At 61.0% G+C, this 25,719-nt stretch carries 15 protein-coding genes; 9 read left to right on the forward strand and 6 right to left on the reverse strand.

All coding sequences use genetic code 11. The annotated features are described in order from the left end of the window. Window positions 1-5 precede the first annotated feature (5 nt). The 3 genes from AC3IP0_RS12595 to AC3IP0_RS12605 all read right to left on the reverse strand — a co-directional run bounded on the left by AC3IP0_RS12595 (window position 6) and on the right by AC3IP0_RS12605 (window position 2,988). On the reverse strand, window positions 6-1,457 hold the full coding sequence (locus AC3IP0_RS12595; RefSeq protein ID WP_489319481.1) for a DUF1254 domain-containing protein: 1,452 nt from the start codon (window positions 1,455-1,457) through the stop codon (window positions 6-8). A 10-nt stretch (window positions 1,458-1,467) separates the two neighbouring features. Continuing rightward, window positions 1,468-2,259: a hypothetical protein gene (locus AC3IP0_RS12600; RefSeq protein ID WP_489319482.1), complete on the reverse strand. Its 792-nt coding sequence runs from the start codon at window positions 2,257-2,259 to the stop codon at window positions 1,468-1,470. Between the two features lie 303 nt (window positions 2,260-2,562). Then, a complete protein-coding gene (locus AC3IP0_RS12605; RefSeq protein WP_489319483.1) occupies window positions 2,563-2,988 on the reverse strand; it encodes a YciI family protein in 426 nt (141 codons plus the stop codon). Between the two features lie 308 nt (window positions 2,989-3,296). Between AC3IP0_RS12605 and tpx the strand changes: the two genes are divergently transcribed. The 7 genes from tpx to AC3IP0_RS12640 all read left to right on the forward strand — a co-directional run bounded on the left by tpx (window position 3,297) and on the right by AC3IP0_RS12640 (window position 16,161). Next, window positions 3,297-3,797 carry a thiol peroxidase gene (gene tpx / locus AC3IP0_RS12610; protein ID WP_103393591.1) on the forward strand — a complete coding sequence of 167 codons (501 nt, stop codon included), beginning with the start codon at window positions 3,297-3,299 and terminating at the stop codon, window positions 3,795-3,797. A 179-nt stretch (window positions 3,798-3,976) separates the two neighbouring features. Continuing rightward, window positions 3,977-5,293 carry an MdtA/MuxA family multidrug efflux RND transporter periplasmic adaptor subunit gene (locus AC3IP0_RS12615; protein WP_489319484.1) on the forward strand — a complete coding sequence of 439 codons (1,317 nt, stop codon included), beginning with the start codon at window positions 3,977-3,979 and terminating at the stop codon, window positions 5,291-5,293. Further along, on the forward strand, window positions 5,290-8,394 hold the full coding sequence (locus tag AC3IP0_RS12620) for an MdtB/MuxB family multidrug efflux RND transporter permease subunit (protein WP_489327547.1): 3,105 nt from the start codon (window positions 5,290-5,292) through the stop codon (window positions 8,392-8,394). Before AC3IP0_RS12615 ends, AC3IP0_RS12620 begins: the two co-directional genes overlap by 4 nt. Further along, entirely contained in the window at window positions 8,391-11,498 is a 3,108-nt protein-coding gene (locus tag AC3IP0_RS12625; protein ID WP_489327548.1) for an efflux RND transporter permease subunit, read from the forward strand. Before AC3IP0_RS12620 ends, AC3IP0_RS12625 begins: the two co-directional genes overlap by 4 nt. Then, window positions 11,495-12,976: an efflux transporter outer membrane subunit gene (locus tag AC3IP0_RS12630; protein ID WP_489319487.1), complete on the forward strand. Its 1,482-nt coding sequence runs from the start codon at window positions 11,495-11,497 to the stop codon at window positions 12,974-12,976. Before AC3IP0_RS12625 ends, AC3IP0_RS12630 begins: the two co-directional genes overlap by 4 nt. Before the next feature lie 235 nt (window positions 12,977-13,211). Next, complete coding sequence (locus tag AC3IP0_RS12635) at window positions 13,212-15,329, forward strand: putative bifunctional diguanylate cyclase/phosphodiesterase (protein ID WP_489327549.1); 2,118 nt, start codon at window positions 13,212-13,214, stop codon at window positions 15,327-15,329. A gap of 85 nt (window positions 15,330-15,414) precedes the next feature. Beyond that, entirely contained in the window at window positions 15,415-16,161 is a 747-nt protein-coding gene (locus tag AC3IP0_RS12640) for an SDR family oxidoreductase (RefSeq protein WP_489319489.1), read from the forward strand. A gap of 152 nt (window positions 16,162-16,313) precedes the next feature. On the opposite strand, the gene mapR is transcribed toward AC3IP0_RS12640, so the two are convergent. The 3 genes from mapR to AC3IP0_RS12655 all read right to left on the reverse strand — a co-directional run bounded on the left by mapR (window position 16,314) and on the right by AC3IP0_RS12655 (window position 19,775). Further along, complete coding sequence (gene mapR / locus AC3IP0_RS12645) at window positions 16,314-17,723, reverse strand: GntR family transcriptional regulator MpaR (protein ID WP_489327551.1); 1,410 nt, start codon at window positions 17,721-17,723, stop codon at window positions 16,314-16,316. Between the two features lie 144 nt (window positions 17,724-17,867). Beyond that, the gene (gene ccoG, locus AC3IP0_RS12650) at window positions 17,868-19,280 is read right to left on the reverse strand and encodes a cytochrome c oxidase accessory protein CcoG (RefSeq protein ID WP_489327552.1); all 1,413 of its coding nucleotides are present in this window, start codon (window positions 19,278-19,280) and stop codon (window positions 17,868-17,870) included. 258 nt (window positions 19,281-19,538) lie between these two features. Next, window positions 19,539-19,775, reverse strand: coding sequence for a hypothetical protein (locus AC3IP0_RS12655; protein ID WP_489327554.1), 237 nt, complete (start codon window positions 19,773-19,775; stop codon window positions 19,539-19,541). 546 nt (window positions 19,776-20,321) lie between these two features. Between AC3IP0_RS12655 and AC3IP0_RS12660 the strand changes: the two genes are divergently transcribed. Both AC3IP0_RS12660 and treS read left to right on the forward strand, forming a co-directional pair. Next, window positions 20,322-22,319, forward strand: a complete 1,998-nt coding sequence (locus AC3IP0_RS12660; protein WP_489327555.1) for an alpha-1,4-glucan--maltose-1-phosphate maltosyltransferase — start codon at window positions 20,322-20,324, stop codon at window positions 22,317-22,319. 56 nt (window positions 22,320-22,375) lie between these two features. Then, complete coding sequence (gene treS, locus AC3IP0_RS12665) at window positions 22,376-25,717, forward strand: maltose alpha-D-glucosyltransferase (protein WP_489327557.1); 3,342 nt, start codon at window positions 22,376-22,378, stop codon at window positions 25,715-25,717. Window positions 25,718-25,719 lie beyond the last annotated feature (2 nt).

Genomic DNA, 25,719 nt, shown 5'->3' on the forward strand with positions numbered 1-25,719 from the left:
CGGCGTCATTGCACAGCCGTGATGTCGTCGAGTTTCCAGCTCTTGTCGAAATAGGCTTCTGTCGGCGCATACAGACGGAAGTAGCTGAACCAGTGTTTGCCCGGCAGGGTTTGCACCCAGTTGTCTTCGAAACCTTTTGGCGCGGTCGGGCCGAAGTACAGGTCCACCGAGCCGTCGGCGTTTTTCTTCAAGTCCTGACGGGACGACAGGTCGGCCTTGCGCTGCGGGTTGTCGATCAGGCAGCGGCTGTCGATGTCGTATACGGTCATCGACCAGAACTGCCTGGCCGGCGGGTTGGCGTCGACGTGCAGGCGATAGCTTTTGCCGCCATCGAGCCAGTTGCCCTTGTTGTCGGTGTAGGCACCGAGGTAGGTCTGGCCCAGCCCCGGGGTCTTCGAGACCATGCCTTTGGTGTTGGTCACCGCCTCGTAGAACCAGGCGCTGCGTTCCCACAACTGGTCGTAATAGGCCACGCGCTGGGACGGATCGGCGATGTTCAGCACGCTGTCCCATTGCCGGTCCGGCCAGAATTGGGCATTGGGGAAACGCTTGGCGAAGGTGTTGGCCTTGGCGATCAGTTCACCGACCTGTGCACCCTGTTCCAGGGCCGCGCGTTGTTTGTCGTTGGGGTTGAACGGCTTGTCCTTCTCGATGCCCAGGCTGGCCAGCATGGCCATGTAGAAACGGTCGCGTTCATTGACCGGTTCTTTCTGGATGATCTGATGCAAACGCTCCCAGTACGCCATGCCACGGGGTTGCGTGCCCGACCAGGGTTTGCCGCCAGGGGAGAGCAGCCTGGTCCCGGGCGACTCCGCACGCCTGGCGTACGGGTACATCCTGAATTGCTCGACCAGCGCCTTGCCCTTGGCCGGGTCCGGATCCAGTACGCGAAAGCCCACCAGCACGTTCATGGTTTCGGATTTGGCCAGGTAGTATTTATGGGCGTCCGCCGGCGGCTCGGCACCCGGTGGCAATACCAGGTACTTGCCGCCCTTGCCTTTGTCCGGGCCGGTCTGGCCCATGTCGATGATCGCCCGCTGCCAGAAGTCGCCCACGCCACCTGCAGTCGGGCCAGGCGGCAGTTCAATTACCAGCGGCCCGGTTTCGTTGAGATCGACAAACCCGAGGATGTACGGCGTGGTGGCGTTGGCCGTGATCACCCCGAGCTTGTCTTCGTAACTGTCGAGCACCATCAGGTCGCCGCTGTGGGCGCCCAGTTTGTCGCGAAACTCTTCCTGCCACTGGGCGTAGGACACCAGTGGCAAGGCCCACAGATAACTCTGGGTGGCCTGCTGGAAGTCCAGTTCGGCATAGAGCCTGGCAATCGATTCATGGGCCGGCAGTTCGCCGTCCATGGCAATTTTGCCGATGCGGGTATCGAGCTCCTGGGCGCCCACGCCGCAGCTGACGAACATGGTCATCAGGCTGAAGCCGGCTGCGCGAAGGGCAACGTTCATTTTCAAGTCCTTATTTACCGAAGGTGACGTTGATGCCGGCGTACAGCGTGAATTGCGGCAAGCCGTCGCCTTTGCGGGCGACGGTCCACTGCGGCTCGACAAAGGCATTGAGGATATTGGACCCGGATTTCCAGGCTTTGCCGCCACCCAAACCGAGTGGGATGTAATGGGTGTTGTTCTTCAGGTCGAACGTCCAGGTGCCGGTGGAGCGCAGGTACCAGCCTTTTTCCAGGTTGTGGATGATGAACGGCTGGAAGGTGGCGGATTCCACGTGAGGACGGTCGTGATCACCGGCGAACGAACTCTGGTACTGCACCAGTGCGCCAAGCAGTCCGCGTGGCGAGGAGTCGATGGCGATGGCGGACAGTCCGGCCTGCCATTTGCCGGTTCCCAACTCATCCTGCTCGGCGGTCGGCGCGGTGATTTGCGGGCCGACGCCCAACTGCACGCCTTCGGTCTTGAGCAGGAAAATATCAAATACGTTCAGGTCGCCGATGCCGGTGCTGTAGCCGTTGTGCGGATCGGGACGGGTGCTGACGGGGAGCGTGACGCGCAGCAACTGCGGGACGCCTATGACGTCATTGGCTGCCATCGGAAGGGCGCCGCGCAGCAGCGCATCGTTGGTGTGAGCGTTGGTATCGAACAGCTTGGGGGTGTAGTAATCCTGCAGGTTGACACCTGGTGCCAGGTTCAGCGGGTTGTTGCTTTTGTTGGCGGTCTCGGCGTTATCCGCGTGAGCACAAAAAGCAGGCGTGAGTGAAGTCACCCAGACAAAGGCGTACTTCCCCAAATTCTTAGACATTAATCCCCCGGTTCCCTGGTGGCTGACTGGGCCTACGGCCCCTTATGTTCAGCCATAACTGCGTAATCCCTTTCCGATCAAGCCTGTAGGACTCGTCGGATTAAGTTAGCAGTTAACCACGGGTTATCCAGTTGAATGGATTAATTCTTTCGTTTTGTGTGCAGTTTCTCGTTAATTTCGTGTACTAAAAAGTTAATACGGATCAAAGGCTTGCCCGAACAAGTTAAGTGACTATCTAGTCAATGTGGGAGCGAGCAGGCTTGCTCCCACAGGAAACTGAAGCGATAGCCGGTTCAGCCAACCTCAGTTCTTCTTCGCCTGCTCCCAAACCCGCTCTTCCTGCTCGCGCAGTTCCGGTGTGAACTCAGCGCCAAAATCTTCAGCTTCAAACACCTGGCGAATCTCGATCTCGGCCTCGGTGCCCGGCATCGGGTTGGGGCAGCGCTTGACCCATTCGATGGCTTCTTCTTTGGACTTCACTTTCCACAACCAGAAACCGGCGATCAGTTCCTTGGTTTCGATGAAGGGACCGTCGATCACCGTGTGCTTGTTACCGGAAAACTTTACCCGTGCGCCTTTGCTGCTCGGGTGCAGGCCTTCGCCCGCGAGCATGATGCCGGCCTTGACCAGTTCTTCGTTGTAGTTGCCCATGGCCGTCAGCAGTTCCTGGCTGGGCATCACGCCGGCTTCGGAATCCAGGCTGGCCTTGATGATGATCATGAATCGCATGGTTTCGTCTCCGTTGCAGTTGAGTGGCTCGATTTATAGTCGAACGACGGTGGAGCAATTCGACAGAGTGTTAACAAAAGTTTTCGTCCATGACGTGTGCCTTTCGTCATGAACCTCGGGAAGCAGCGGGTGAGGGCGTACTCTGTACTTTTGCCGACCTGTTCGGCTAACACAGGGTTGTGGGTTGTATCCAGTTTTGTGCCCTGTTACATGACAATTTATGTTTGGCCATAGGTCGCAGGACAATTTCATGGTTAACTTCGGCCTCGTCAAAATTCTCCACCACAACGTACAGAAGGACTCCGTTCATGGCTCAAGTCACTCTTAAAGGCAACCCGGTTCAAGTCAACGGCCAACTGCCACAAGCCGGTTCCAAGGCGCCAGCCTTTTCCCTGGTTGCCGGCAATCTGTCCGACGTCACCCTGAAAGACTTTGCCGGCAAGCGCAAAGTGCTGAACATCTTCCCAAGCGTCGATACCCCGACCTGCGCCACTTCCGTGCGCCAGTTCAACGCCAAGGCCAGCGACGTGGCCAACACTGTCGTACTGTGCATCTCCGCTGACCTGCCATTCGCCCAAGCCCGCTTCTGCGGCGCCGAAGGCCTGGAAAACGTACAGAACCTGTCGACCCTGCGCGGTGCCGAGTTCATCCAGAACTACGGCGTTGCAATCGCCGACGGCCCACTCAAAGGCCTGACCGCCCGTGCCGTCGTGGTTCTGGACGAAAACGACAACGTGCTGCACAGCGAACTGGTTGGCGAAATCGCTGACGAGCCGAACTACGAAGCGGCACTTGCTGTTCTCAAGTAAGTTAGCTCCATTACAATTGTTAACGGCCTGGCTCTGTCCAGGCCGTTTTCATTTGTGTTTCAGTGTCTTGGATAAATCTCCTGCTACGTAAGCCGAAGGTAAATTGCCGGTAAAGGCGCTTTGCTTCAGACCCGCCAGTGCTTATCGTTCAGCCTCATGTAAAAAAGCCCACGCGCCCAATGGTTGATCACTCAATGCAATCCTCCGCTTCCCGTAGTCCTCGTCGCTGGCTGTTCGGCCTGCTTGTCTTGTTGGTCATCGCCGCCCTGTGCTGGAAATTCTGGCCCGGCAGCGCTGCACCCAAAGAGGCTGCGGGGCAGAAAGCCGTCGCCGGGCAAACCGGCAGGTCAGGCGGGATGCGACCTGGATTCGGTGGCGCGTCCGGACCGGTACCGGTGCGCGTGGCTCCGGCGGTCAAGGGGGATTTCCCGCTGTATTTCAAGGCGCTGGGCACGGTCACGGCGCTGAACACCATCAATGTCCGCAGCCGCGTCGGCGGTGAGCTGGTCAAGATCCATTTCGAAGAAGGGCAGATGGTCAAGGCCGGCGACCTGCTCGCCGAAATCGACCCGCGCCCGTACCAGAATGCCTTGCTTCAGGCCGAGGGCACCTTGCTGCAGAATCAGGCGCAGCTGAAAAATGCCCAGGTCGACGTCGAGCGCTATCGCGGCCTGTACCGCGAAGACAGTATTGCCAAGCAGACCCTGGACACCGCCGAAGCGCTGGTTGGTCAGTTCCAGGGCACGGTCAAGACCAATCAGGCGGCGGTCAACGACGCCAGGCTCAACCTCGAATTCACCCGGATCCGCGCACCGATCACCGGTCGCGTCGGCCTGCGTCAACTGGACGTCGGCAACCTGGTCGCGGCCAACGACACCACCGCACTGGCGATCATCACCCAGACCCAACCGATCAGCGTGGCCTTCACCCTCCCGGAAAACAGCCTCGACACCGTGCTTGCCCGTTATCGCAGCGGCGCCAAGTTGCCGGCTGAAGCCTGGGATCGCGGTGATACCAAATTACAGGCGACTGGCGTGCTGCAGAGCCTGGACAACCAGATCGACGTCACCACCGGCACCCTGAAATTCAAGGCCCGTTACGAGAACCGCGATCAGTCGCTGTTCCCCAACCAGTTCGTCAATGTGCGCCTGTTGGCCGACACCCTCAAAGACGTCGTACTGGCGCCTTCCGCCGCGATCCAGTTCGGCACCAACGGCACGTTCGCCTATGTCCTGGACGGTGACAAGAAGGTCAAGATCCGTCAGTTGAAAGTCGGCGCCAGTGACGGCCTGAGCACCGTGGTCACCGAAGGCCTGTCGGCAGGCGATCGGGTCGTATTGGAAGGCACCGACCGCCTGAAGGACGGCAGCGACGTGGAGGTGGTCAACGACAGCCAGGACGTGCCGACCACGCCAACCGAACACCTGCAAGGAAAGTCGGCGGTCAACGCGGCTGAGCCTGCGACCACCGACAAGGCGAAAAAGGGCGGCGCATGAATCTCTCGCGGCTGTTCATCCTTCGCCCGGTAGCCACCACGCTGAGCATGCTGGCCATTATCCTGGCCGGCGTCATCGCCTATCGGCTGCTGCCGGTGTCGGCGCTGCCCCAGGTCGATTACCCGACCATTCGCGTCATGACCCTGTACCCCGGCGCCAGCCCGGATGTCATGACCAGCGCGGTGACTGCGCCGCTTGAGCGGCAGTTCGGGCAAATGCCCGGCCTGACACAAATGGCTTCCACCAGTTCCGGCGGCGCATCGGTGCTGACCCTGCGTTTCAGCCTCGACATCAACATGGACGTTGCCGAGCAACAAGTGCAGGCGGCGATCAATGCCGCGACCAACCTGTTGCCCAAGGACCTGCCGGCGCCGCCGGTGTACAACAAGGTCAACCCGGCCGACACGCCGGTGCTGACCCTGGCCATCACCTCCAAGACCATGCTGCTGCCCAAGCTCAATGACCTGGTCGATACGCGCATGGCGCAGAAGATTGCCCAGATCAGCGGCGTCGGCATGGTCAGCATTGCCGGTGGTCAACGCCAGGCCGTGCGCATCAAGGTCAATCCGGAAGCGCTGGCTGCCAATGGTCTGAACCTATCGGACGTGCGTACCCTGATCGGCGCCTCCAACGTCAACCAGCCCAAGGGCAACTTCGACGGCCCGACCCGGGTCTCGATGCTCGATGCCAACGATCAACTGACGTCGCCCAAGGACTACGCCAACCTGATCCTGGCCTACGCCAACGGCGCGCCATTGCGACTCAAGGACGTGGCGGAAATCGTCGACGGCGCCGAGAACGAGCGTCTGGCTGCGTGGGCCAACGAGAACCAGGCCGTGCTGCTGAACATCCAGCGTCAGCCCGGCGCCAACGTGATCGAGGTGGTGGACCGGATCAAGGCCCTGCTGCCGAGCATCACCGACAACCTGCCGGCCGGTCTCGACGTGGTAGTGCTGACCGACCGCACCCAGACCATCCGCGCCTCGGTCAAGGACGTGCAGCACGAATTGCTGATCGCCATCGCCCTGGTGGTCATGGTCACCTTCCTGTTCCTGCGTCGCGCCAGCGCCACGATCATTCCGTCGGTGGCCGTGCCGCTGTCGCTGATCGGTACCTTCGGCGTGATGTATCTGGCGGGGTTCTCGGTCAACAACCTGACCCTGATGGCCCTGACCATCGCCACCGGTTTCGTGGTGGACGATGCGATCGTCATGCTGGAGAACATTTCCCGATACATCGAAGAAGGCGACAGCCCTCTGAACGCGGCGCTCAAGGGCGCCAAGCAGATCGGGTTCACCCTGATCTCCCTGACGTTGTCGCTGATCGCCGTGCTGATTCCGCTGCTGTTCATGGCGGACGTGGTCGGGCGCTTGTTCCGTGAGTTCGCCATCACCCTGGCGGTGGCGATCCTGATTTCCCTGGTGGTGTCCCTGACCCTGACGCCGATGATGTGTGCGCGGTTGCTCAAGCGTGAACCCAAGGAAGCAGAGCAGGGCCGCTTCTACCGTGCCAGCGGCGCGTTCATAGACTGGATGATCGCCGCCTACGGACGCAAATTGCAGTGGGTGCTCAAGCACCAGCCGCTGACCTTGATGGTGGCCATTGGCACTTTGGCGCTGACGGTATTCCTGTACATGGTGGTGCCCAAGGGCTTCTTCCCGGTGCAGGACACCGGCGTCATCCAGGGCATATCCGAAGCGCCGCAATCGATTTCCTTCGCTGCGATGAGCGAGCGCCAGCAGGAACTGGCCAAGGTCATCCTGGCCGACCCGGCGGTCGAGAGTCTGTCTTCCTACATTGGCGTGGATGGCGACAACTCGACCCTCAACAGCGGTCGGTTGCTGATCAACCTCAAGTCGCACCACAACCGCGACCTGAGCGCCACGCAAGTGATTGCCCGGCTGCAACCGGAACTGGACAAACTGGTCGGCATCCGCTTGTTCATGCAGCCGGTGCAGGACCTGACCATCGAAGACCGGGTCAGCCGCACGCAGTACCAGTTCAGCATGTCATCGCCGGACTCGGCGTTGCTGAGCCTGTGGAGCGGGCGTCTGGTCGAGGCCTTGGCCGACCGGCCGGAATTGACCGACGTTGCCAGCGATTTGCAGGACAAGGGCTTGCAAGTCTATCTGGTGATCGACCGCGATGCGGCGTCGCGGGTCGGGGTGTCGGTGTCGAACATCACCGATGCGCTGTACGACGCCTTCGGTCAGCGGCAGATTTCCACGATCTACACCCAGGCCAGTCAGTACCGCGTGGTGTTGCAATCGCAGTCCGGCGAGAAGATCGGCCCGGATGCGTTGAACCAGATTCACGTCAAGACCACCGATGGCGGGCAGGTGCGCCTGTCCAGCCTGGCGCGCATCGAAGAGCGTCAGGCGCAACTGGCCATCACCCACATCGGCCAGTTCCCGGCGGTGATGATGTCCTTCAACCTGGCGCCCGGCGTGGCGCTGGGGCATGCGGTCGAGATCATCGAGCAGGTGCAGAAGGACATCGGCATGCCGATTGGCGTGCAGACCCAGTTCCAGGGCGCGGCGGAGGCTTTCCAGGCCTCGCTGTCGAGCACCTTGCTGCTGATCCTGGCGGCGGTGGTGACCATGTACATCGTGCTGGGCGTGCTCTATGAGAGCTACATCCACCCGATCACCATTCTTTCGACCCTGCCGTCGGCGGCGGTGGGCGCCTTGCTGGCGTTGATCCTCAGCGGCAACGACCTGGGCATGATCGCGATCATCGGCATCATTCTGCTGATCGGCATTGTGAAGAAGAACGCGATCATGATGATCGACTTCGCCCTCGACGCCGAACGCAACCAGGGCATGGACCCGCAAACGGCGATCTATCAGGCGGCCTTGCTGCGTTTCCGGCCGATTCTGATGACCACCCTGGCCGCGCTGTTCGGTGCCGTGCCGTTGATGCTGGCTACGGGTTCCGGCGCGGAACTGCGCCAGCCGCTGGGTCTGGTGATGGTCGGCGGCCTGTTGCTGAGTCAGATTCTGACGCTGTTCACCACGCCTGTGATCTACCTGTATTTCGACCGTCTCGGTCGGCGCTGGGGCCGCAAGCCTGAGTCCGTGGAAGCGGTAGAGCAGCCATGAACCTTTCCGGTCCTTTCATCAAGCGCCCGGTCGCGACCATGTTGCTGAGCCTGGCGATCATGCTGCTGGGCGGCGTGAGCTTCGGTTTACTGCCCGTGTCGCCGCTGCCGCAAATGGACTTTCCGGTGATCGTGGTCCAGGCCAGCCTGCCCGGGGCCAGCCCCGAGGTGATGGCGTCGACCGTGGCCACGCCTCTGGAGCGCTCCTTCGGCAGCATTGCCGGGGTCAACACCATGAGCAGCCGCTCCAGCCAGGGTTCGACCCGGGTGATCCTGCAATTCGACCTCGACCGCGACATCAACGGCGCGGCGCGGGAAGTGCAGGCGGCCATCAACGCCTCGCGCACCCTGCTGCCGAGCGGGATGCGCAGCATGCCGACCTACAAGAAGGTCAACCCGTCCCAGGCGCCGATCATGGTGCTGTCGCTGACGTCCGATGTGCTGGAAAAAGGCCAGCTCTATGACCTGGCCTCGACGATCCTGTCCCAGAGCCTGTCCCAGGTGCAGGGCGTCGGCGAGGTGCAGATCGGCGGCAGTTCGCTGCCGGCGGTACGTATCGAGCTTGAACCGCAGTCGCTGAACCAGTACGGCGTGGCCCTGGACGATGTGCGCAATACCATCGCCAACGCCAACGTGCGCCGGCCCAAGGGCTCGGTGGAAGACGATCAGCGGTTGTGGCAGGTCCAGGCCAACGACCAGCTGGAAAAAGCCAAGGACTACGAGTCGCTGATCATCCACTACAACGGTGGCGCGGCCCTGCGCCTGAAGGACGTGGCCAAGGTCAGCGATGGGGTCGAGGACCGCTACAACAGCGGCTTCTTCAACGATGACGCGGCGGTGCTGCTGGTGATCAACCGGCAGGCCGGCGCCAACATCATCGAGACGGTCAATGAGATCAAGGCGCAGTTGCCGGCGTTGCAGGCGGTGCTGCCGGCCAGCGTCAAGCTGAACCTGGCCATGGACCGCTCGCCGGTGATCAAGGCCACGCTGCACGAAGCGGAAATGACCCTGCTGATCGCGGTGGCGCTGGTGATCCTGGTGGTATTCCTGTTCCTCGGTAACTTCCGCGCCTCGCTGATCCCGACCCTGGCGGTGCCGGTGTCGCTGGTTGGCACCTTTGCCGTGATGTACCTCTACGGCTTTTCGCTGAACAACCTGTCACTGATGGCGCTCATCCTGGCCACCGGGCTGGTGGTGGACGATGCCATCGTGGTGCTGGAGAACATTTCCCGGCACATCGACGAAGGCGTGCGGCCGATGCGGGCGGCGTACCTGGGTGCCCAGGAAGTCGGTTTTACCTTGCTGTCGATGAACGTGTCGCTGGTGGCGGTGTTCCTGTCGATCCTGTTCATGGGCGGGATCATTGAAAGCCTGTTCCGCGAATTTTCCATCACCCTGGCGGCGGCCATCGTGGTCTCGCTGGTGGTGTCGTTGACCCTGACGCCGATGCTCTGCGCCCGCTGGCTCAAGCCGCACACGCCGGGGCAGGAGAACCGCCTGCAACGCTGGAGCCGGCGGACCAACGACTGGATGGTCGGCAAATACGCCACCAGCCTCGACTGGGTGCTGCGCCACAAGCGCCTGACCTTGTTCAGTCTGTTCGTGACAATTGGCGTTAATATTGCGCTGTATGTTGTTGTTCATAAAACGTTTTTACCACAGCAGGATACCGGCCAGCTGATCGGTTTCGTGCGCGGCGACGACGGTCTGTCCTTCAGCGTGATGCAGCCGAAGATGGAGATTTTCCGTCGGGCTGTGTTGAAGGATGAAGCGGTAGAAAGCGTCGCCGGGTTCATTGGCGGCAACAACGGCACCAACAACGCCTTCATGCTGGTGCGCCTCAAGCCGATCAAGGAGCGCAGCATTTCCGCGCAGAAAGTCATCGAACGCCTGCGCAAGGAAATGCCCAAGGTGCCCGGGGCACAACTGATGCTCATGGCGGACCAGGACCTGCAATTCGGTGGCGGTCGCGAGCAGACCACCTCGCAGTACTCGTACATCCTGCAGAGCGGGGATCTGGGGGCATTGCGCGAGTGGTATCCGAAAGTCGTCACCGCGCTCAGGGCCTTGCCGGAGCTGACGGCGATCGATGCGCGGGAAGGCCGCGGCGCGCGGCAAGTGACCCTGATCGTCGACCGTGACCAGGCCAAGCGCCTGGGTGTCGACATGGACATGGTCACGGCGGTGCTGAACAACGCCTACAGCCAGCGGCAGATATCGACCATCTACGACAGCCTCAACCAGTACCAGGTGGTGATGGAGGTCAATCCGAAGTACGCCCAGGACCCGATCACCCTCAAGCAGGTCCAGGTGATCACCGCTGACGGCGCGCGGATTCCGCTGTCGACCATCGCCCATTACGAAAACAGCCTGGAAAACGACCGGGTCAGCCACGAAGGCCAGTTTGCTTCGGAAAGCATTGCCTTCGACATGGCCGAAGGCGTGACCGTGGAGCAGGGCGGTGCCGCCATCGAGCGGGCGATTGCCAAGGTCGGCCTGCCGGAAGACGTGATCGCGAAAATGGCCGGCACAGCCAACGCTTTCGCGGCGACTCAAAAAAGTCAGCCATGGATGATTCTGGGGGCGCTGGTGGCGGTGTATCTGGTGTTGGGTGTGTTGTATGAAAGCTACATTCACCCGCTGACGATTCTCTCGACCTTGCCGTCGGCCGGGGTCGGCGCGTTGCTGTCGATCTATGTGCTGGGTGGCGAATTCAGCCTGATCTCGTTGCTCGGGTTGTTCCTGCTGATTGGGGTAGTGAAGAAAAACGCCATCCTGATGATCGACCTGGCGTTGCAGCTGGAGCGACACCAGGGAATGGCCCCGCTGGAATCGATTCGCAGCGCCTGCCTGCAACGTTTGCGACCTATCCTGATGACCACCCTGGCGGCGATCCTCGGTGCCCTGCCGTTGCTGCTGAGCCGCGCCGAAGGGGCGGAAATGCGCCAGCCGCTGGGCCTGACCATCATCGGCGGGCTGATCTTCAGCCAGGTGCTGACGCTTTACACCACCCCGGTGGTTTACCTCTATCTCGACAGACTGCGCCATCGCTTCAATAAATGGCGTGGGGTGCGTACCGATGCTGCTCTGGAAACTCCGCTATGACTGACCGTTCGCTTTTCAACCTGGCTGCACCGCTGCTCACGGCCCGAGGCTCGCGCCTGTTGAGCCTGTCACTGTGCGTGGCGATGCTTAGTGCCTGCGCCGTCGGCCCGGATTACCAGCGCCCGCAAACCGCCGAACCTGCGCAGTACAAGGCGGCAGAGGGCTGGCGTCAGGCCAATCCGAGCGATGCCCTGGCGCGCGGCGCGTGGTGGGAGTTGTATGGCGACCGGCAGCTCAACGACCTGATCGAAAAACTCAACAGCGCCAACCAGACCGTCGCCCAGTCCGAAGCGCAGTACCGCCAGGCCCAGGCCTTGGTGCGCAGCGCACGGGGGGCGTTTTTCCCGACGGTGGACCTGAACGTCAGCAAGAACCGTTCAAGCCAGGGCACCGGCAGCAGCAGCTCCAGCCTGAGCAGTTCGTCCAGCGGTATTCGCGACACGTACTCGGCCCAGGCGGGCGTCAGTTGGGAAGCGGATGTGTGGGGCAAGCTGCGCCGTGGCCTCGAAGCTGACACCGCCAATGCCCAGGCAAGCTTTGCCGATCTGGCGGCCATGCGCCTGAGTCAACAGTCGGAGCTGGTGCAGAATTACCTGCAACTGCGCGTGATCGATGGCCAGAAGCGCTTGCTCCAGGACACGGTCGAGGCCTATCAGCGTTCGTTGAAGATGACCGAGAACCAGTACCGCGCAGGCGTATCGGGCAAGGACGCGGTGGCCCAGGCCCAGACACAGCTCAAAGGCACCGAAGCCGATATGATCGACCTGATCTGGCAACGCGCCCAGTTCGAAAACGCCATTGCCGTGCTGATCGGCCTGCCGCCGGCGCAGTTCAGCCTGGCGGAAAGCCAGGACATCCCGCAGTTGCCGCAAGTACCGCCGGCACTGCCTTCGCAGTTGCTGGAGCGTCGCCCGGACATCGCTTCGGCCGAGCGCTCGGTGATGGCTGCCAACGCCAATATCGGCGTGGCCAAGGCCGCCTATTACCCCGACCTGACCCTGAGCATGAACGGCGGTTACAGCAGCAGCACCTATTCCAACTGGATCAGCCTGCCGAACCGCTTCTGGTCGGTGGGACCGCAATTGGCCATGACCCTGTTCGACGGCGGCCAGCGCTCGGCGGAAGTCGACCGCAGTGAAGCGGCCTATGACGAAACGGTGGCCAAGTACCGCCAGACCGTGCTGGACGGCTTCCGCGAAGTGGAAAACTTCCTGGTGCAGCTCAAGGTGCTTCAGGACGAGGCCGTCGTGCGCCAACAGGCACTGGATGCCGCCCGTGAATCGTTGCGCCTGACCCAGAACCAGTACAAGGCCGGTTTGATTGCGTACATCGATGTGGTGGTGACCCAGGCGGCGGCGCTGAGCAATGAGCGCAGCAACCTGGACCTGTTGCAAAGCCGCCTGATAGCCAGCGTGCAGTTGATTGCCGCATTAGGAGGTGGCTGGGATGGGCAGCTTGAGGTGAGCGAAAACCGATAGCGCAATCTAACGCACGCTGCAATCCCACAGGTTTTGTGCTCTCGACGCCTTCCTTGTGGCAGGCGCCAGCAGCTTGAAGCGAGTTAATGTAAAACCTTAAAACAAGCGTTTTATCGGACTGATGGCCCTTTGCTCATTTTGTGAGTGCGTTCTCCTTTGGAATCAGTACAATCGCCGCATTTTCCCCCCAGCAAGAATCAATACCAATAAGGGGGGGCATTCGCGAGAAGTCCCCATGCTCATCGGTAGCTATTCCCCCACCCTGGTTGTCATTTCGCTCTGTGTAGCGATTCTCGCCTCATACACCGCACTCGACCTGACTGGACGCATTGCCACCGCCAAAGGCCGTGCCGTGCATTTGTGGACCGCGGGCGGGGCCATTGCCATGGGCATCGGCATCTGGTCGATGCACTTTATCGGCATGCTCGCGTTCAAGTTGCCGATCGACCTGGGGTACGACGGCACCATCACCCTGTTGTCGCTGCTGATCGGTGTGCTCTCCAGCGGTTTTGCGCTGTGGCTGGTCAGCCAGCCGCAATTGCCGGTCTGGCAACTGGCCTTTGGCGCGTTGGTCATGGGCGCCGGCATCAGCGCGATGCACTACACCGGCATGGCCGCCATGCGCATGCAACCGGGCATCGACTATGACCCGACGCTGTTTGGCGCCTCGCTGCTGATCGCTGTCGGTGCTTCGGGCGCGGCATTGTGGATTGCATTCCATCTGCGCCAGCACACGCCTTATGTCCGTCTGATCCGTGGTGGTGCCGCCGTGGTCATGGGCATCGCCATCGTCGGCATGCACTACACCGGGATGGCCGCCGCGCGCTTTGCCGACGGCAGTTTTTGTGGAGCAGCGGCCAATGGATTGAGCGGTAATGGCCTGGACAACCTGGTGCTGATCACCACGTTGGCAGTGCTGAGCATTGCCTTGCTGACCTCGATCCTCGATGCACGCCTGGAGGCGCGCACCGCGAGCCTGGCCCAGTCGCTGACCGAGGCCAACCGTGAACTGACCCAACTGGCCCTGCACGACACCCTCACCGGGTTGCCGAACCGGACGCTGCTCGCCGATCGAATCGATCAGGCCATGTCGCGGGTCCGGGAAGAAGGGGGGTGCTTTGCCCTGATGTTCATCGACCTGGACGGCTTCAAACCGGTCAACGATGCCTTCGGCCACCATATGGGTGATCTGCTGTTGCGCGAAGTGGCCCTGCGCCTGCGCGAAGACTTGCGCAGCCAGGACACCCTGGCACGGATCGGCGGCGATGAGTTCGTGTTGCTGGTGCAATTGAGCGAACAGAACGACGCCTTGAACCTGGCGGCCCGTCAGGTCGGGTTGATCGCGCGCGCGTTCCGGGTTGCCGAACATGATTTGCACATTTCCGCCAGCGTCGGCATCGCGCTCTACCCGGGTAACGGGCAGTCCGCCCACGAATTGCTGATGAACGCCGACGCGGCGATGTATCACGCCAAGGGCGCGGGTAAAAACGGCTACAGCTTTTTCGATGTCTCGATGAACACCAACGCCCGCAAACAGCTGCAATTGCTGCAGGACTTGCGCAACGCCGTGGAACAGCAGGAATTCAGCCTGTATTACCAGCCCAAGTTCGACGCCGCCAATGGCCGGCCAGTGGGCGCCGAGGCCTTGTTGCGCTGGCAGCACCCGACGCAAGGGATGCTGTTGCCGGACAAATTCATCGAACTGGCGGAAAAAACCGGACTGATCATTCCGATCGGCGAGTGGGTGCTCAACGAAGCGTGCCGCCAGATGCGCGAGTGGTACGTGCTGGGCTACACCGATTGGCGCATCGCGGTGAACCTGTCGGCCATTCAGTTTTGCCATGCCGGGCTGGTCCAGAGCGTCGCCAAGGCGCTGGCGACGCACCATCTTCCGGCCAACAGCCTGACCCTGGAAATCACCGAGACCACCGCCATGAGCGATGCCGACGCGAGTATGACGGTGCTTCAGGAACTGTCGGAAATGGGTGTCGACCTGTCCATCGACGATTTTGGTACCGGCTATTCGAGCTTGATGTACCTCAAGCGCCTGCCGGCCAACGAGCTGAAGATCGACCGCGGTTTTGTCCGGGACCTGGAGCACGATAGCGACGACGCTGCCATCGTTTCGGCCATCGTCGCCCTCGGCCAGGCGCTGGGGCTGCGCATTGTCGCCGAAGGTGTGGAGACGGGTGTGCAGCAGGACTTCCTGACTCAGCTCGGCTGCGATTCGTTGCAGGGTTACCTGCTGGGGCATCCGCTGCCGGCCGCGGGTTTCATGGTGGAAATCCATCGCGGGGAGCAGTTGGTCGAGCAGTTGAAAGCCAGTGCCGGGCGCGAGATGTCGATGACATGACAGCTGATGTGAAGCCATGCAAAAACCGCCAATGGCGGTTATTCTTGCCCCCGACCGCTTAAGCTTTGATTGGGGGAAAGCTCGCATGGACAAAGTCATCGTCATCACCGGCGGTAGCCGCGGCATTGGTGCCGCCACCGCGCTGTTGGCCGCCGCGCAGGGCTATCGGATCTGCATCAACTACCAGGCGGACGAAAAGGCCGCACTCGGCGTGCTGGAGCAAGTCCGCGCCCTCGGTGCGCAAGCCATTGCAGTACGGGCCGACGTCAGCATCGAAGACGAAGTCATCGCACTGTTCCACCGGGTAGACACTGAACTGGGTCGGGTCACCGCGCTGGTGAACAACGCCGGCACGGTCGGGCAAAAGTCCCGGGTCGACGAGATGTCCGAGTTCCGCATTCTCAAGATCATGAAAACCAACGTCCTGGCGCCGATCCTCTGTGCCAAGCACGCGATCCTGCGCATGTCGCCCAGGCATGGCGGGCAGGGCGGCAGCATCGTCAACGTATCGTCGGTCGCCTCGCGTTTGGGATCGCCCAACGAGTACGTGGATTACGCAGCGTCCAAAGGCGCGCTGGACACCTTCACCATCGGCCTGTCCAAGGAAGTGGCGGGTGAGGGGATTCGGGTCAATGCCGTGCGCCCCGGCTTCATCTATACCGATTTCCATGCCTTGAGCGGCGATCCGGATCGGGTCAGCAAACTGGAGTCGGCAATCCCGATGGCCCGGGGCGGGCGTCCGGATGAAGTGGCGGAGGCGATTGTCTGGTTGCTGTCGGACAAGGCTTCTTATGCGACGGGGACTTTTGTCGATCTTGGTGGTGGGCGTTAACTCCCGAAACAGGCGTTGTTTGCGCTGGCCTCATCGCGAGCAAGCTCGCTCCCACAGTGGATCTCCAGTGTTCACAGATATTGTGTACACCGATAAACCCTTGTGGGAGCGGGCTTGCTCGCGAAGGCAATAGAGCAGGCAACATCCAACCATCAGAACGACCGCACAATCCGCCCCAATGTCTCCATCGCCTTCTCCGAGTCCTCGGTCCACGGGCTGCCGTAATTGAGCCGAATACAATTCCTGAAGCGCTGGGTCGGTGAAAAGATCGGCCCCGGGGCAATGCTGATGCCTTGGGCCAATGCCATCTGGAACAACTTCAACGAATCCATCTGTTCCGGCAATTCCAGCCACAAGAAGTACCCTCCCGCCGGTTGGCTGACCCGCGTTTGCGCCGGGAAATAGCGGGCGATGGCGGCGAGCATGGCGCTCTGTTGATCCTCCAGCGCGTGACGCAATTTACGCAGGTGCCGGTCGTAGCCACCGTGTTGCAGGTAATCGGCGATGGCGGCCTGGGCCGGCATCGAGGCGCACAGCGAGGTCATGAGTTTCAGTCGTTCGATTTTCTGCGCGTAACGCCCGGCGGCGACCCAGCCGATGCGGTAGCCGGGGGCCAGGCTCTTGGCGAACGAGCCGCAATGCATCACCAGGCCTTCGGTATCAAAGGCTTTGGCCGGCTTTGGTGCTTGCTGGCCGTAATAGAGTTCGGCGTAGACATCGTCTTCGATCAGCGGCACCTGGTGGCGGCGCAACAGTTCCACAAGCTGCTGTTTCTTGGCCTCGGGCACGGTCGCGCCCATGGGGTTCTGGAAGCTGGTCATGCACCAGCAGGCCTTGATCGGATGGCGCTCCAGGGTTTGCTCAAGCACGCCGAGGTCGATGCCGTCTCGCGGGTGTACGGGAATTTCCACAGCCTTGAGTTTCAGGCGTTCGAGCACTTGCAGACAGGCGTAGAACGCCGGGGCTTCGATGGCCACCAGATCGCCGGGTTGGGTCACCGCTTGCAGGCACAGATTGAGTGCTTCCAGGGCGCCGTTGGTGATCAGCAACTCTTCCATGGGCAACATCAGCCCGCCGACCATGTAGCGCAGGGCGATTTGCCGGCGCAGTTGCGGGTTACCCGGCGACATGTCGGTGACCACCATGCGCGGGTCCATCTCGCGGCTGGCGCTGGCCAGGGAGCGGGACAAACGTTGCAGTGGAAACAGCGTCGGGCTGGGGAACGCCGAGCCGAAGGGCACGGTGTTCGGGTCCTTGATCGAGTCGAGCACCGAGAACACCAGTTCGCTGACGTCGACTTCCGTCGACTCGTTGACCTGGTTGCTGATCACCGGCTCGGAAAACGGCCGGGGTGCATGGGCGTTGACGAAATAGCCGGAGCGCGGACGGGCGCGGATCAGGCCGCGACGTTCCAGCAGGTAATAGGCCTGGAACACCGTCGACGGGCTGACGCCGTAGGTCTGGCTGGCGTAGCGCACCGAAGGCACCCGCTGGCCGGGACCCAGGACGCCGGAGCGGATCAGTTCTGCGATGTCGTCGGCGAATTTTTCGTAGCGTTTCATCAAAAGCCCGGTTGGGTGTCATTTGGAAAAAGGGGATGGTCGTACCGCCAAGATCGCAGCCTTCGGCAGCTCCTACAATGGATCGGCTTGCGTGCGTAGGAGCTGCCGAAGGCTGCGATCTTTAAAGCTTTGCATCTTAAAGGCTCAGCGATTCATCGGCGCAACAAACCGGCTCTTCGCCACGCTGTTGACGCCAGGCTCATCGCTGTCGACCACCTTGAAGCCGATGCTCTGTGAACTGCTGGCCGGACGCTCCGTGAGCATCGCCACCGACACCGGCACATCGACAATCTCCCCCGGCGCCAGGCTGAATTCGGTCCTGCCCTGCAACTGGAAATCATCGGCATCCACCAGGCTCAATTGATAGTCCTGACGCTGCTGGGTTTTGTTGATCACCTTCAGACTGTAGATGTTTTCGATCTGCCCCTGGCTGTTCTCGCGGAACAGGCCCCGGTCCTTGCTGACGTCGAGGGACACCATCGGCCGTTCCACCAGCGCCACCACCAGGGCGGCGATCATCACCAGCAGCACGGCGGTGTAGCCGATCAGGCGTGGACGCAACAGGTGTGTCTTGCCACCCTGCAACTGATGCTCGGACGTGTAGCTGATCAATCCAGGGGCGTAGCCCATTTTGTCCATGATCGAGTCGCAGGCGTCGATGCACGCGGCGCAACCGATGCATTCCATCTGCAAGCCATCGCGAATGTCGATGCCGGTGGGGCAGACCTGTACGCACAACTGGCAATCGATGCAATCGCCCAAACCGACCTCGGCGGGTTTGACTTCGCGTTTGCGCGGGCCACGGTTTTCGCCCCGGGCCACGTCGTAGGAAATGGTCAGTGTGTCCTTGTCGAACATCACACTCTGGAACCGCGCATAGGGGCACATGTGCATGCACACCGCTTCACGCAGCCAACCGGCATTGATGTACGTGGCGCCGGTAAAAAACAGCACCCAGAACAGGCTGACGCCACTCATCTGGAAGGTCAGCAGCTCTTCAGCCAACGGCCGGATCGGTGTGAAGTAGCCGACGAACGTCAGGCCGGTCAGCAGGCTGATGGCCAGCCACAAGGTGTGCTTGGCCGAGCGACGCATCAGCTTGTTCAGGCCCCACGGCGCGGCCTGCAACTTGATCCGCTGGTTGCGTTCGCCTTCGGTGATCTTCTCGCACCACATGAAGATCCAGGTCCACGAACTTTGTGGGCAGGTGTAGCCGCACCAGACCCGTCCCGCGAACACGGTGATCGCAAACAGGCCGAACGCGGCAATGATCAACAGCGCCGAGAGCAGAATGAAATCCTGCGGCCAGAAGGTCGCGCCGAAGATATGGAATTTGCTTTCGGAAAGATCCCAGAGCACCGCCTGACGGCCGCCCCAGTTCAACCACACGGTGCCGAAAAACAGCAAGAACAGAAAACCGGCGCCGCTGATGCGCAGGTTGCGGAACAGCCCGGTGAAGCTGCGGGTATGGATCAGGTTGTCGCTGGATTTGGCCTTCATCTTTGCACGCGAAGGCTCGAATGTTTCTACGGTTCGGACGGGGATTCTCTCGCTCATGGTCTTTCGCTCATCAGCCTCCATCAGGCATGAGCACTATGAGCGGCGATCTGTTTGCATAACAGACTCAGGTATTGCATTAAAAAGCGGATCAGATGGCCGTGTTTAAGCAGCCTGCGACAACTTGAAGCAGCCGCCGCTGCCGGGTCCAGGGGCCTTTCCAAAACAGCGGCGGCAGGTGCGGATCAATCTGGGTCAAATAACCGAACCACTGTCGGTGGCTTTCAAGTGCCGGCGTCCATCCTCCGCGCCTGCCTGTCAGGGATTCACCCCGTCTGCGGAGGTTGTTTCACAACCTGATTCCTGCTCGTTGCTTTGCGTTTGTGAGAGCTCGTGCTGGCTGTAGTCAATATCACCCTGCAACAGATGATTCTCCAGATCCCTGATGATTGAGCTTCTGGTTGATGGTTCTGAGGGGTTGCGTTCGGCTTCGAAGCAAAGAAGTTCGTAGTTGAATATTTTCAAAGGAAGGCCAGCCGTCGATTGGTCGTTCACGGTTGAGCGCGTGGTGCTGTGCGCTAGCTTTGCTTGTGAATTCGCTGACGCTGGAAAAAATCGTTTTCATGGCTGGCCACGCTCAAGGCTGACGGAGTGATGGCTATTTAAGGTGGGGGGTGTAAGTTTCGTAAAGTGTCGGGCGGGCAGAATTGCCGCTTCAGGACCGGTACTACGCGTTCTTGGGAAATGTCATTCATTTTTATGGTCGTCCCTGGTTTCTACGCAGGAACGACCAATTGTCGTCATTCAGGATTCACAATCACCGGCGGTATCGTCGTTGGAGGTTCTTCCTTTGGCGGTGGGGTCGTGGCAGGAATGGATTGTTCAATGTTCAAGCCTCCAGTGGCACATGGCGTGAGTCGTGCTTAAGTAGGTGGACTGGTTGGTTGACCGCGGCGCGAAGGACTTGATTCCGGAAACTGCCGATGAAACTTTCCCGGCGGCTGTCGCTCGGAACCTAAGGGACTTCATCCCGGGGTGGATCGCCCGGCGGGGTGGCGACCAGACACAAGCGCGTCCATGGGGCGTAAGGAGAGAGGCTCGATGACGGCTGAAAAACCGACTGAGTTGAGCTACAACCCGCACATGCCGCTGTCGCAGGCGTTGTTGCTGCCGCGTATCGTCATTGAAAACATCATGCCGACCCTTGAAGGCGGGCAGTTCGCGGTAAAGGCCGTGGTAGGGCAGGACGTGGTGGTGACGGCCAAGGTCTTCGCCGACGGGCATGACAAGCTGGCGGTTCGCGTACGCTGGCGGGCCGAAGACGAGGACGTCTGGCAAAGCGCGGCCATGAACGACCTGGGGAACAACGGCTGGCAAGGGCAGTTCCGGGTCGACAGCCAGGGCCGTTATCTGTTCTGTATCGAAGCCTGGATCGATCAGTTCGCCAGTTTTTGCTACGAGTTGGAAAAGAAGCATGCGGCGGCGGTGCCCGTCAGCCTGGAACTGCAGGAAGGGCGGATTCATGTCCAGCAGGCCGCCGAACGCAGCGAAGGGCAACTCAGCGAGCAACTGGCGGCCTTGCACCATGAACTGTCAGGGCTGCTTGAAACCGAGCAGATTGCACTGTTTTTGCACCCGCGTAGTGCCGACCTCATGGCCCGCGTCGATCATCGCGCCTACCTGAGCCTGAGCCCGGAGTACCCGGTGGATGTGGAGCGCGAACTGGCGCAGTTCGCCAGTTGGTATGAATTGTTCCCGCGTTCGATCACCGACAGTCCGGCGCGCCATGGCACCTTCAATGACGTGCATTCGCGGCTGGCGATGATCCAGGACATGGGTTTCGACGTGCTGTATTTCCCGCCGATCCACCCGATCGGGCGCAGCTACCGCAAAGGCCCGAACAATTCGCTGACGGCGGGCCCCGATGATCCGGGTAGCCCCTATGCGATTGGCAGCGAGGAGGGTGGGCACGAGGCGATTCACTCGCAGTTGGGCAGCCGCGAAGACTTCCGCCGACTGGTGGCGGCCGCTGCGGCCCATGGCCTGGAAATCGCCCTGGATTTTGCCATCCAGTGCTCCCAGGACCATCCGTGGCTCAAACAACACCCCGGCTGGTTCAACTGGCGGCCGGACGGCACGATCAAGTACGCGGAGAACCCGCCGAAGAAGTACCAGGACATCGTCAACGTCGACTTCTATGCCCCCGAGGCGATTCCGAGCCTGTGGGTGGAACTGCGCGACATCGTGGTCGGCTGGGTCGAGGAGGGCGTGAAGATCTTCCGCGTCGACAACCCGCACACCAAGCCGTTGCCGTTTTGGCAATGGCTGATCGCCGATGTACGGGCGCTGTACCCCGAAGTGATCTTCCTCGCCGAAGCCTTTACCACTCCGGCAATGATGGCGCGCCTGGGCAAGGTCGGTTACTCCCAGAGCTACACCTATTTCACTTGGCGCAACACCAAGGCCGAACTGGCGACCTACTTCACCGAACTCAACGAATCGCCGTGGCGCGAATGCTACCGGCCGAATTTTTTCGTCAATACGCCGGACATCAACCCGGCGTTCCTCCACGAATCCGGGCGCCCCGGGTTTCTCATCCGCGCCGTGCTGGCGACCATGGGCTCGGGCCTGTGGGGCATGTACTCGGGTTTCGAGTTGTGCGAGTCGGCGCCGGTGCCGGGCAAGGAGGAGTACCTCGACTCCGAGAAGTATGAGATTCGCCCCAGGGACTTCAATGCGCCGGGCAATATCATTGCCGAGATCGCCCAACTCAACCGCATCCGCCGGCAGAACCCGGCGTTGCACACGCACCTGGGCCTGAAGGTCTACAACGCCTGGAACGACAACATCCTGTACTTCGGTAAACGCAGCTCTGACGGCAGCAATTTCATTCTGGTGGCGGTCAGCCTCGATCCGCACAACGTGCAGGAGGCAAACTTCGAGTTGCCGTTGTGGGAAATGGGCTTGCCGGACTACGCCAGCACCCATGGCGAAGACCTGATGAATGGCCATCGCTGGACCTGGCACGGCAAGCAGCAATTCATGCGGATCGACCCGGCGTATCAGCCGTTCGGGATTTGGAGAATTACCGCCTCTTGAGAACACCACAGAGGATTCTCAGCCTGTGGCCAAGATGAATTCACCAGGAGTTTCACATGGCGAAGAAACCCAAGGCAGCCACGTTCATCAAGGACCCGCTCTGGTACAAGGACGCGGTGATCTATCAAGTTCACGTCAAATCGTATTTCGACTCCAACAACGACGGGATTGGCGACTTTCCCGGCCTCATCGCCAAGCTCGACTACATCACCGACCTGGGCGTCAACACCATCTGGCTGTTGCCGTTCTATCCCTCGCCACGACGCGACGACGGTTATGACATCGCCGAGTACCGCGGCGTACACAGCGACTACGGCACCATGGCCGATGCCCGGCGTTTCATTGCCGAGGCGCACAAACGCGGCCTGCGGGTGATCACCGAGCTGGTCATCAACCACACCTCCGACCAGCACGCCTGGTTCCAGCGGGCGCGCAAGGCCAAACCCGGATCGGCGGCGCGGGACTTCTACGTGTGGTCCGATGACGATCAGAAATACGACGGCACCCGCATCATCTTTCTCGATACGGAGAAGTCCAACTGGACCTGGGACCCGGTCGCCGGCCAATACTTCTGGCACCGTTTCTACTCCCACCAGCCCGACCTGAACTTCGATAACCCGCAAGTCATGAAAGCGGTGCTGTCGGTGATGCGTTACTGGCTCGACATGGGCATCGACGGCCTGCGCCTGGACGCCATTCCCTACCTGATCGAGCGCGACGGCACCAACAACGAGAACCTGCCGGAAACCCACGACGTCCTGAAAAAGATCCGCGCGGAAATCGACGCCAACTACCCCGACCGCATGCTGCTGGCCGAGGCCAATCAGTGGCCGGAAGACACCCAGTTGTACTTCGGCGACACCGACAGGAAAGGCCTGAACGGCGACGAATGCCACATGGCCTTTCACTTCCCGTTGATGCCGCGCATGTACATGGCGCTGGCCCAGGAAGATCGCTTCCCGATTACCGACATTCTGCGCCAGACCCCGGATATACCCGCCAACTGCCAATGGGCAATCTTCCTGCGCAATCACGATGAACTGACCCTGGAGATGGTCACCGACAAGGAACGCGACTACCTGTGGAATTACTACGCCGCCGACCGTCGCGCGCGGATCAACCTGGGGATTCGCCGTCGCCTGGCGCCGCTGATGGAGCGCGATCGCCGTCGGGTCGAACTGCTCAACAGCCTGCTGCTGTCCATGCCCGGCACGCCAACCCTGTATTACGGCGATGAGATCGGCATGGGCGACAACATCTACCTCGGCGACCGCGATGGTGTGCGCACGCCGATGCAATGGTCCATCGACCGCAACGGCGGTTTCTCCCGGGCCGATCCGGCGAGCCTGGTGCTGCCGCCGATCATGGACCCGCAATATGGCTACTTGTCGGTCAACGTCGAAACCCAGGCCGGCGACCCGCATTCGCTGCTGAACTGGACCCGGCGCCTGCTCGCCGTGCGCAAGCAATCCAAGGCCTTCGGGCGCGGTACGTTGAAGATGCTGTCGCCGAGCAACCGACGGATTCTGGCCTACACCCGCGAATACACCGGGGTGGATGGCAAGCACGAAGTCATTCTGTGCGTGGCCAATGTGTCGCGCAGTGCCCAGGCCGCCGAGCTGGATCTGTCGGCCTACGTCGGCATGGTGCCGGTGGAAATGCTCGGGGGTAACGCGTTCCCGCCCATCGGCCAGCTGAACTTCCTCCTGACCCTGGCGCCTTATGGCTTCTACTGGTTCGGCCTTGCTGCGGAGAACCAGATGCCGAGCTGGCACGTGGAGCCCGCACAAAGCCTGCCGGACTTCACCACGCTGGTGCTGAAAAAACGCATGGAGGAACTGCTCGAAGCGCCGTCACGCACCACGCTGGAGCAAAGCATCCTGCCGAGCTGGTTGCAGAATCGCCGTTGGTTTGCCGGCAAGGACGCCGCCATCGAACAGGTCGATCTGGCCTATGGCGTGCGGTTCGGCGACCCGCAGCATCCGGTGCTGTTCGGCGAGATCAATGTCACCAGCGCTGGCCAGAGTAGCCGCTACCAGTTGCCGTTCGGCTTTATCTCGGAGGATCAGGTCGGTACGCCGTTGCCGCAGCAATTGGCTTTGTCGCGGGTACGGCGCGGACGCCAGGTCGGCCTGATCACCGATGCCTTCAGCCTGGAGACCTTTGTGCATGCGGTATTGCAGGGCATTCAGGCCGGTACCGTGTTGGCCTCCAGCGAGGGCGACATTCGCTTCGAGTCCACCGCGGAGCTGGAAAAACTCGGCCTCAATGCCGAGTCGTCGGTACGTTACCTGTCCGCCGAACAGTCCAACAGCTCGGTGGTGATCGGCAACAGCCTGGTGCTGAAGCTGATCCGCAAGGTCGCCTGCGGCGTGCACCCGGAACTGGAAATGAGCGCGTACCTGACGCAAGCCGGGTTCAGCAATATCTCGCCATTGCTGGGTGCGGTGGTGCGTCGGGACGGGGCGGGCGAAGACAATTTGCTGATGATCGCCCAAGGTTATCTGAGCAATCAGGGCGACGCCTGGGAGTGGACGCAGAACAACCTCGAACGGGCGCTTCGCGATGAACTGGCCGACGCCGTGTCCGAGCAGGAACAGCATTACAACGCGCTCGGCGAACTGAAAGATTTCGCCGGTATGCTCGGTCAGCGCCTGGGGGAAATGCATCAGGTGCTGGCGGCGCCGAGTGCCAACCCTGACTTCTTGCCCCAGGTCACCACGCAGAAAGAGGCGCTGGCCTCGGCCAAGGACGTCGCGGTGCAAATCGAGCACGCGCTGAACTTGCTCAAGCAGCATAAAAATCAACTGAACCCGGCGGACCAGACCCTGGTCGGCCGTTTACTGGACAACAGGAAAGCCATCCTCGGCCATGTACTAGCGTTGGGCAAAAAGACCGCGGGCGGCTTGCGCATTCGTGTACACGGCGACCTGCATCTGGGGCAGGTGCTGGTGATCAAGGGCGATGCCTACCTGATCGACTTTGAAGGCGAACCGGCCCGGCCATTGCATGAACGGCGGGGCAGACACAGCCCGTACAAGGATGTCAGCGGCGTGCTGCGTTCTTTCGATTACGCGGCGGCGATGGCGATCAATGTGCAGAGCGTCGACAACACCGCGGCGGCCGATGCCGCGCGCTTGCGGGTCACCGATCGCTACTTGAACGAGGCGCGGCAAGCATTTGTCGACGCTTATCGGCTGGCGGCAGCTAGTCTTGCCCATGCATGGCAAGATCCCGAAGGCGAGGATGCCGCGCTGGCGTTGTTCGGTCTGGAGAAGGCGGCGTATGAAGTGGCTTATGAGGCGGAAAATCGCCCCGCCTGGTTGCCCGTGCCGTTGCACGGTTTATATGGATTATTGAGTGGGCTTAAACCCTTTTCCGATCTTGGTGGAGAGTAGTC

The organism is Pseudomonas sp. GL_103, from assembly GCF_057835175.1.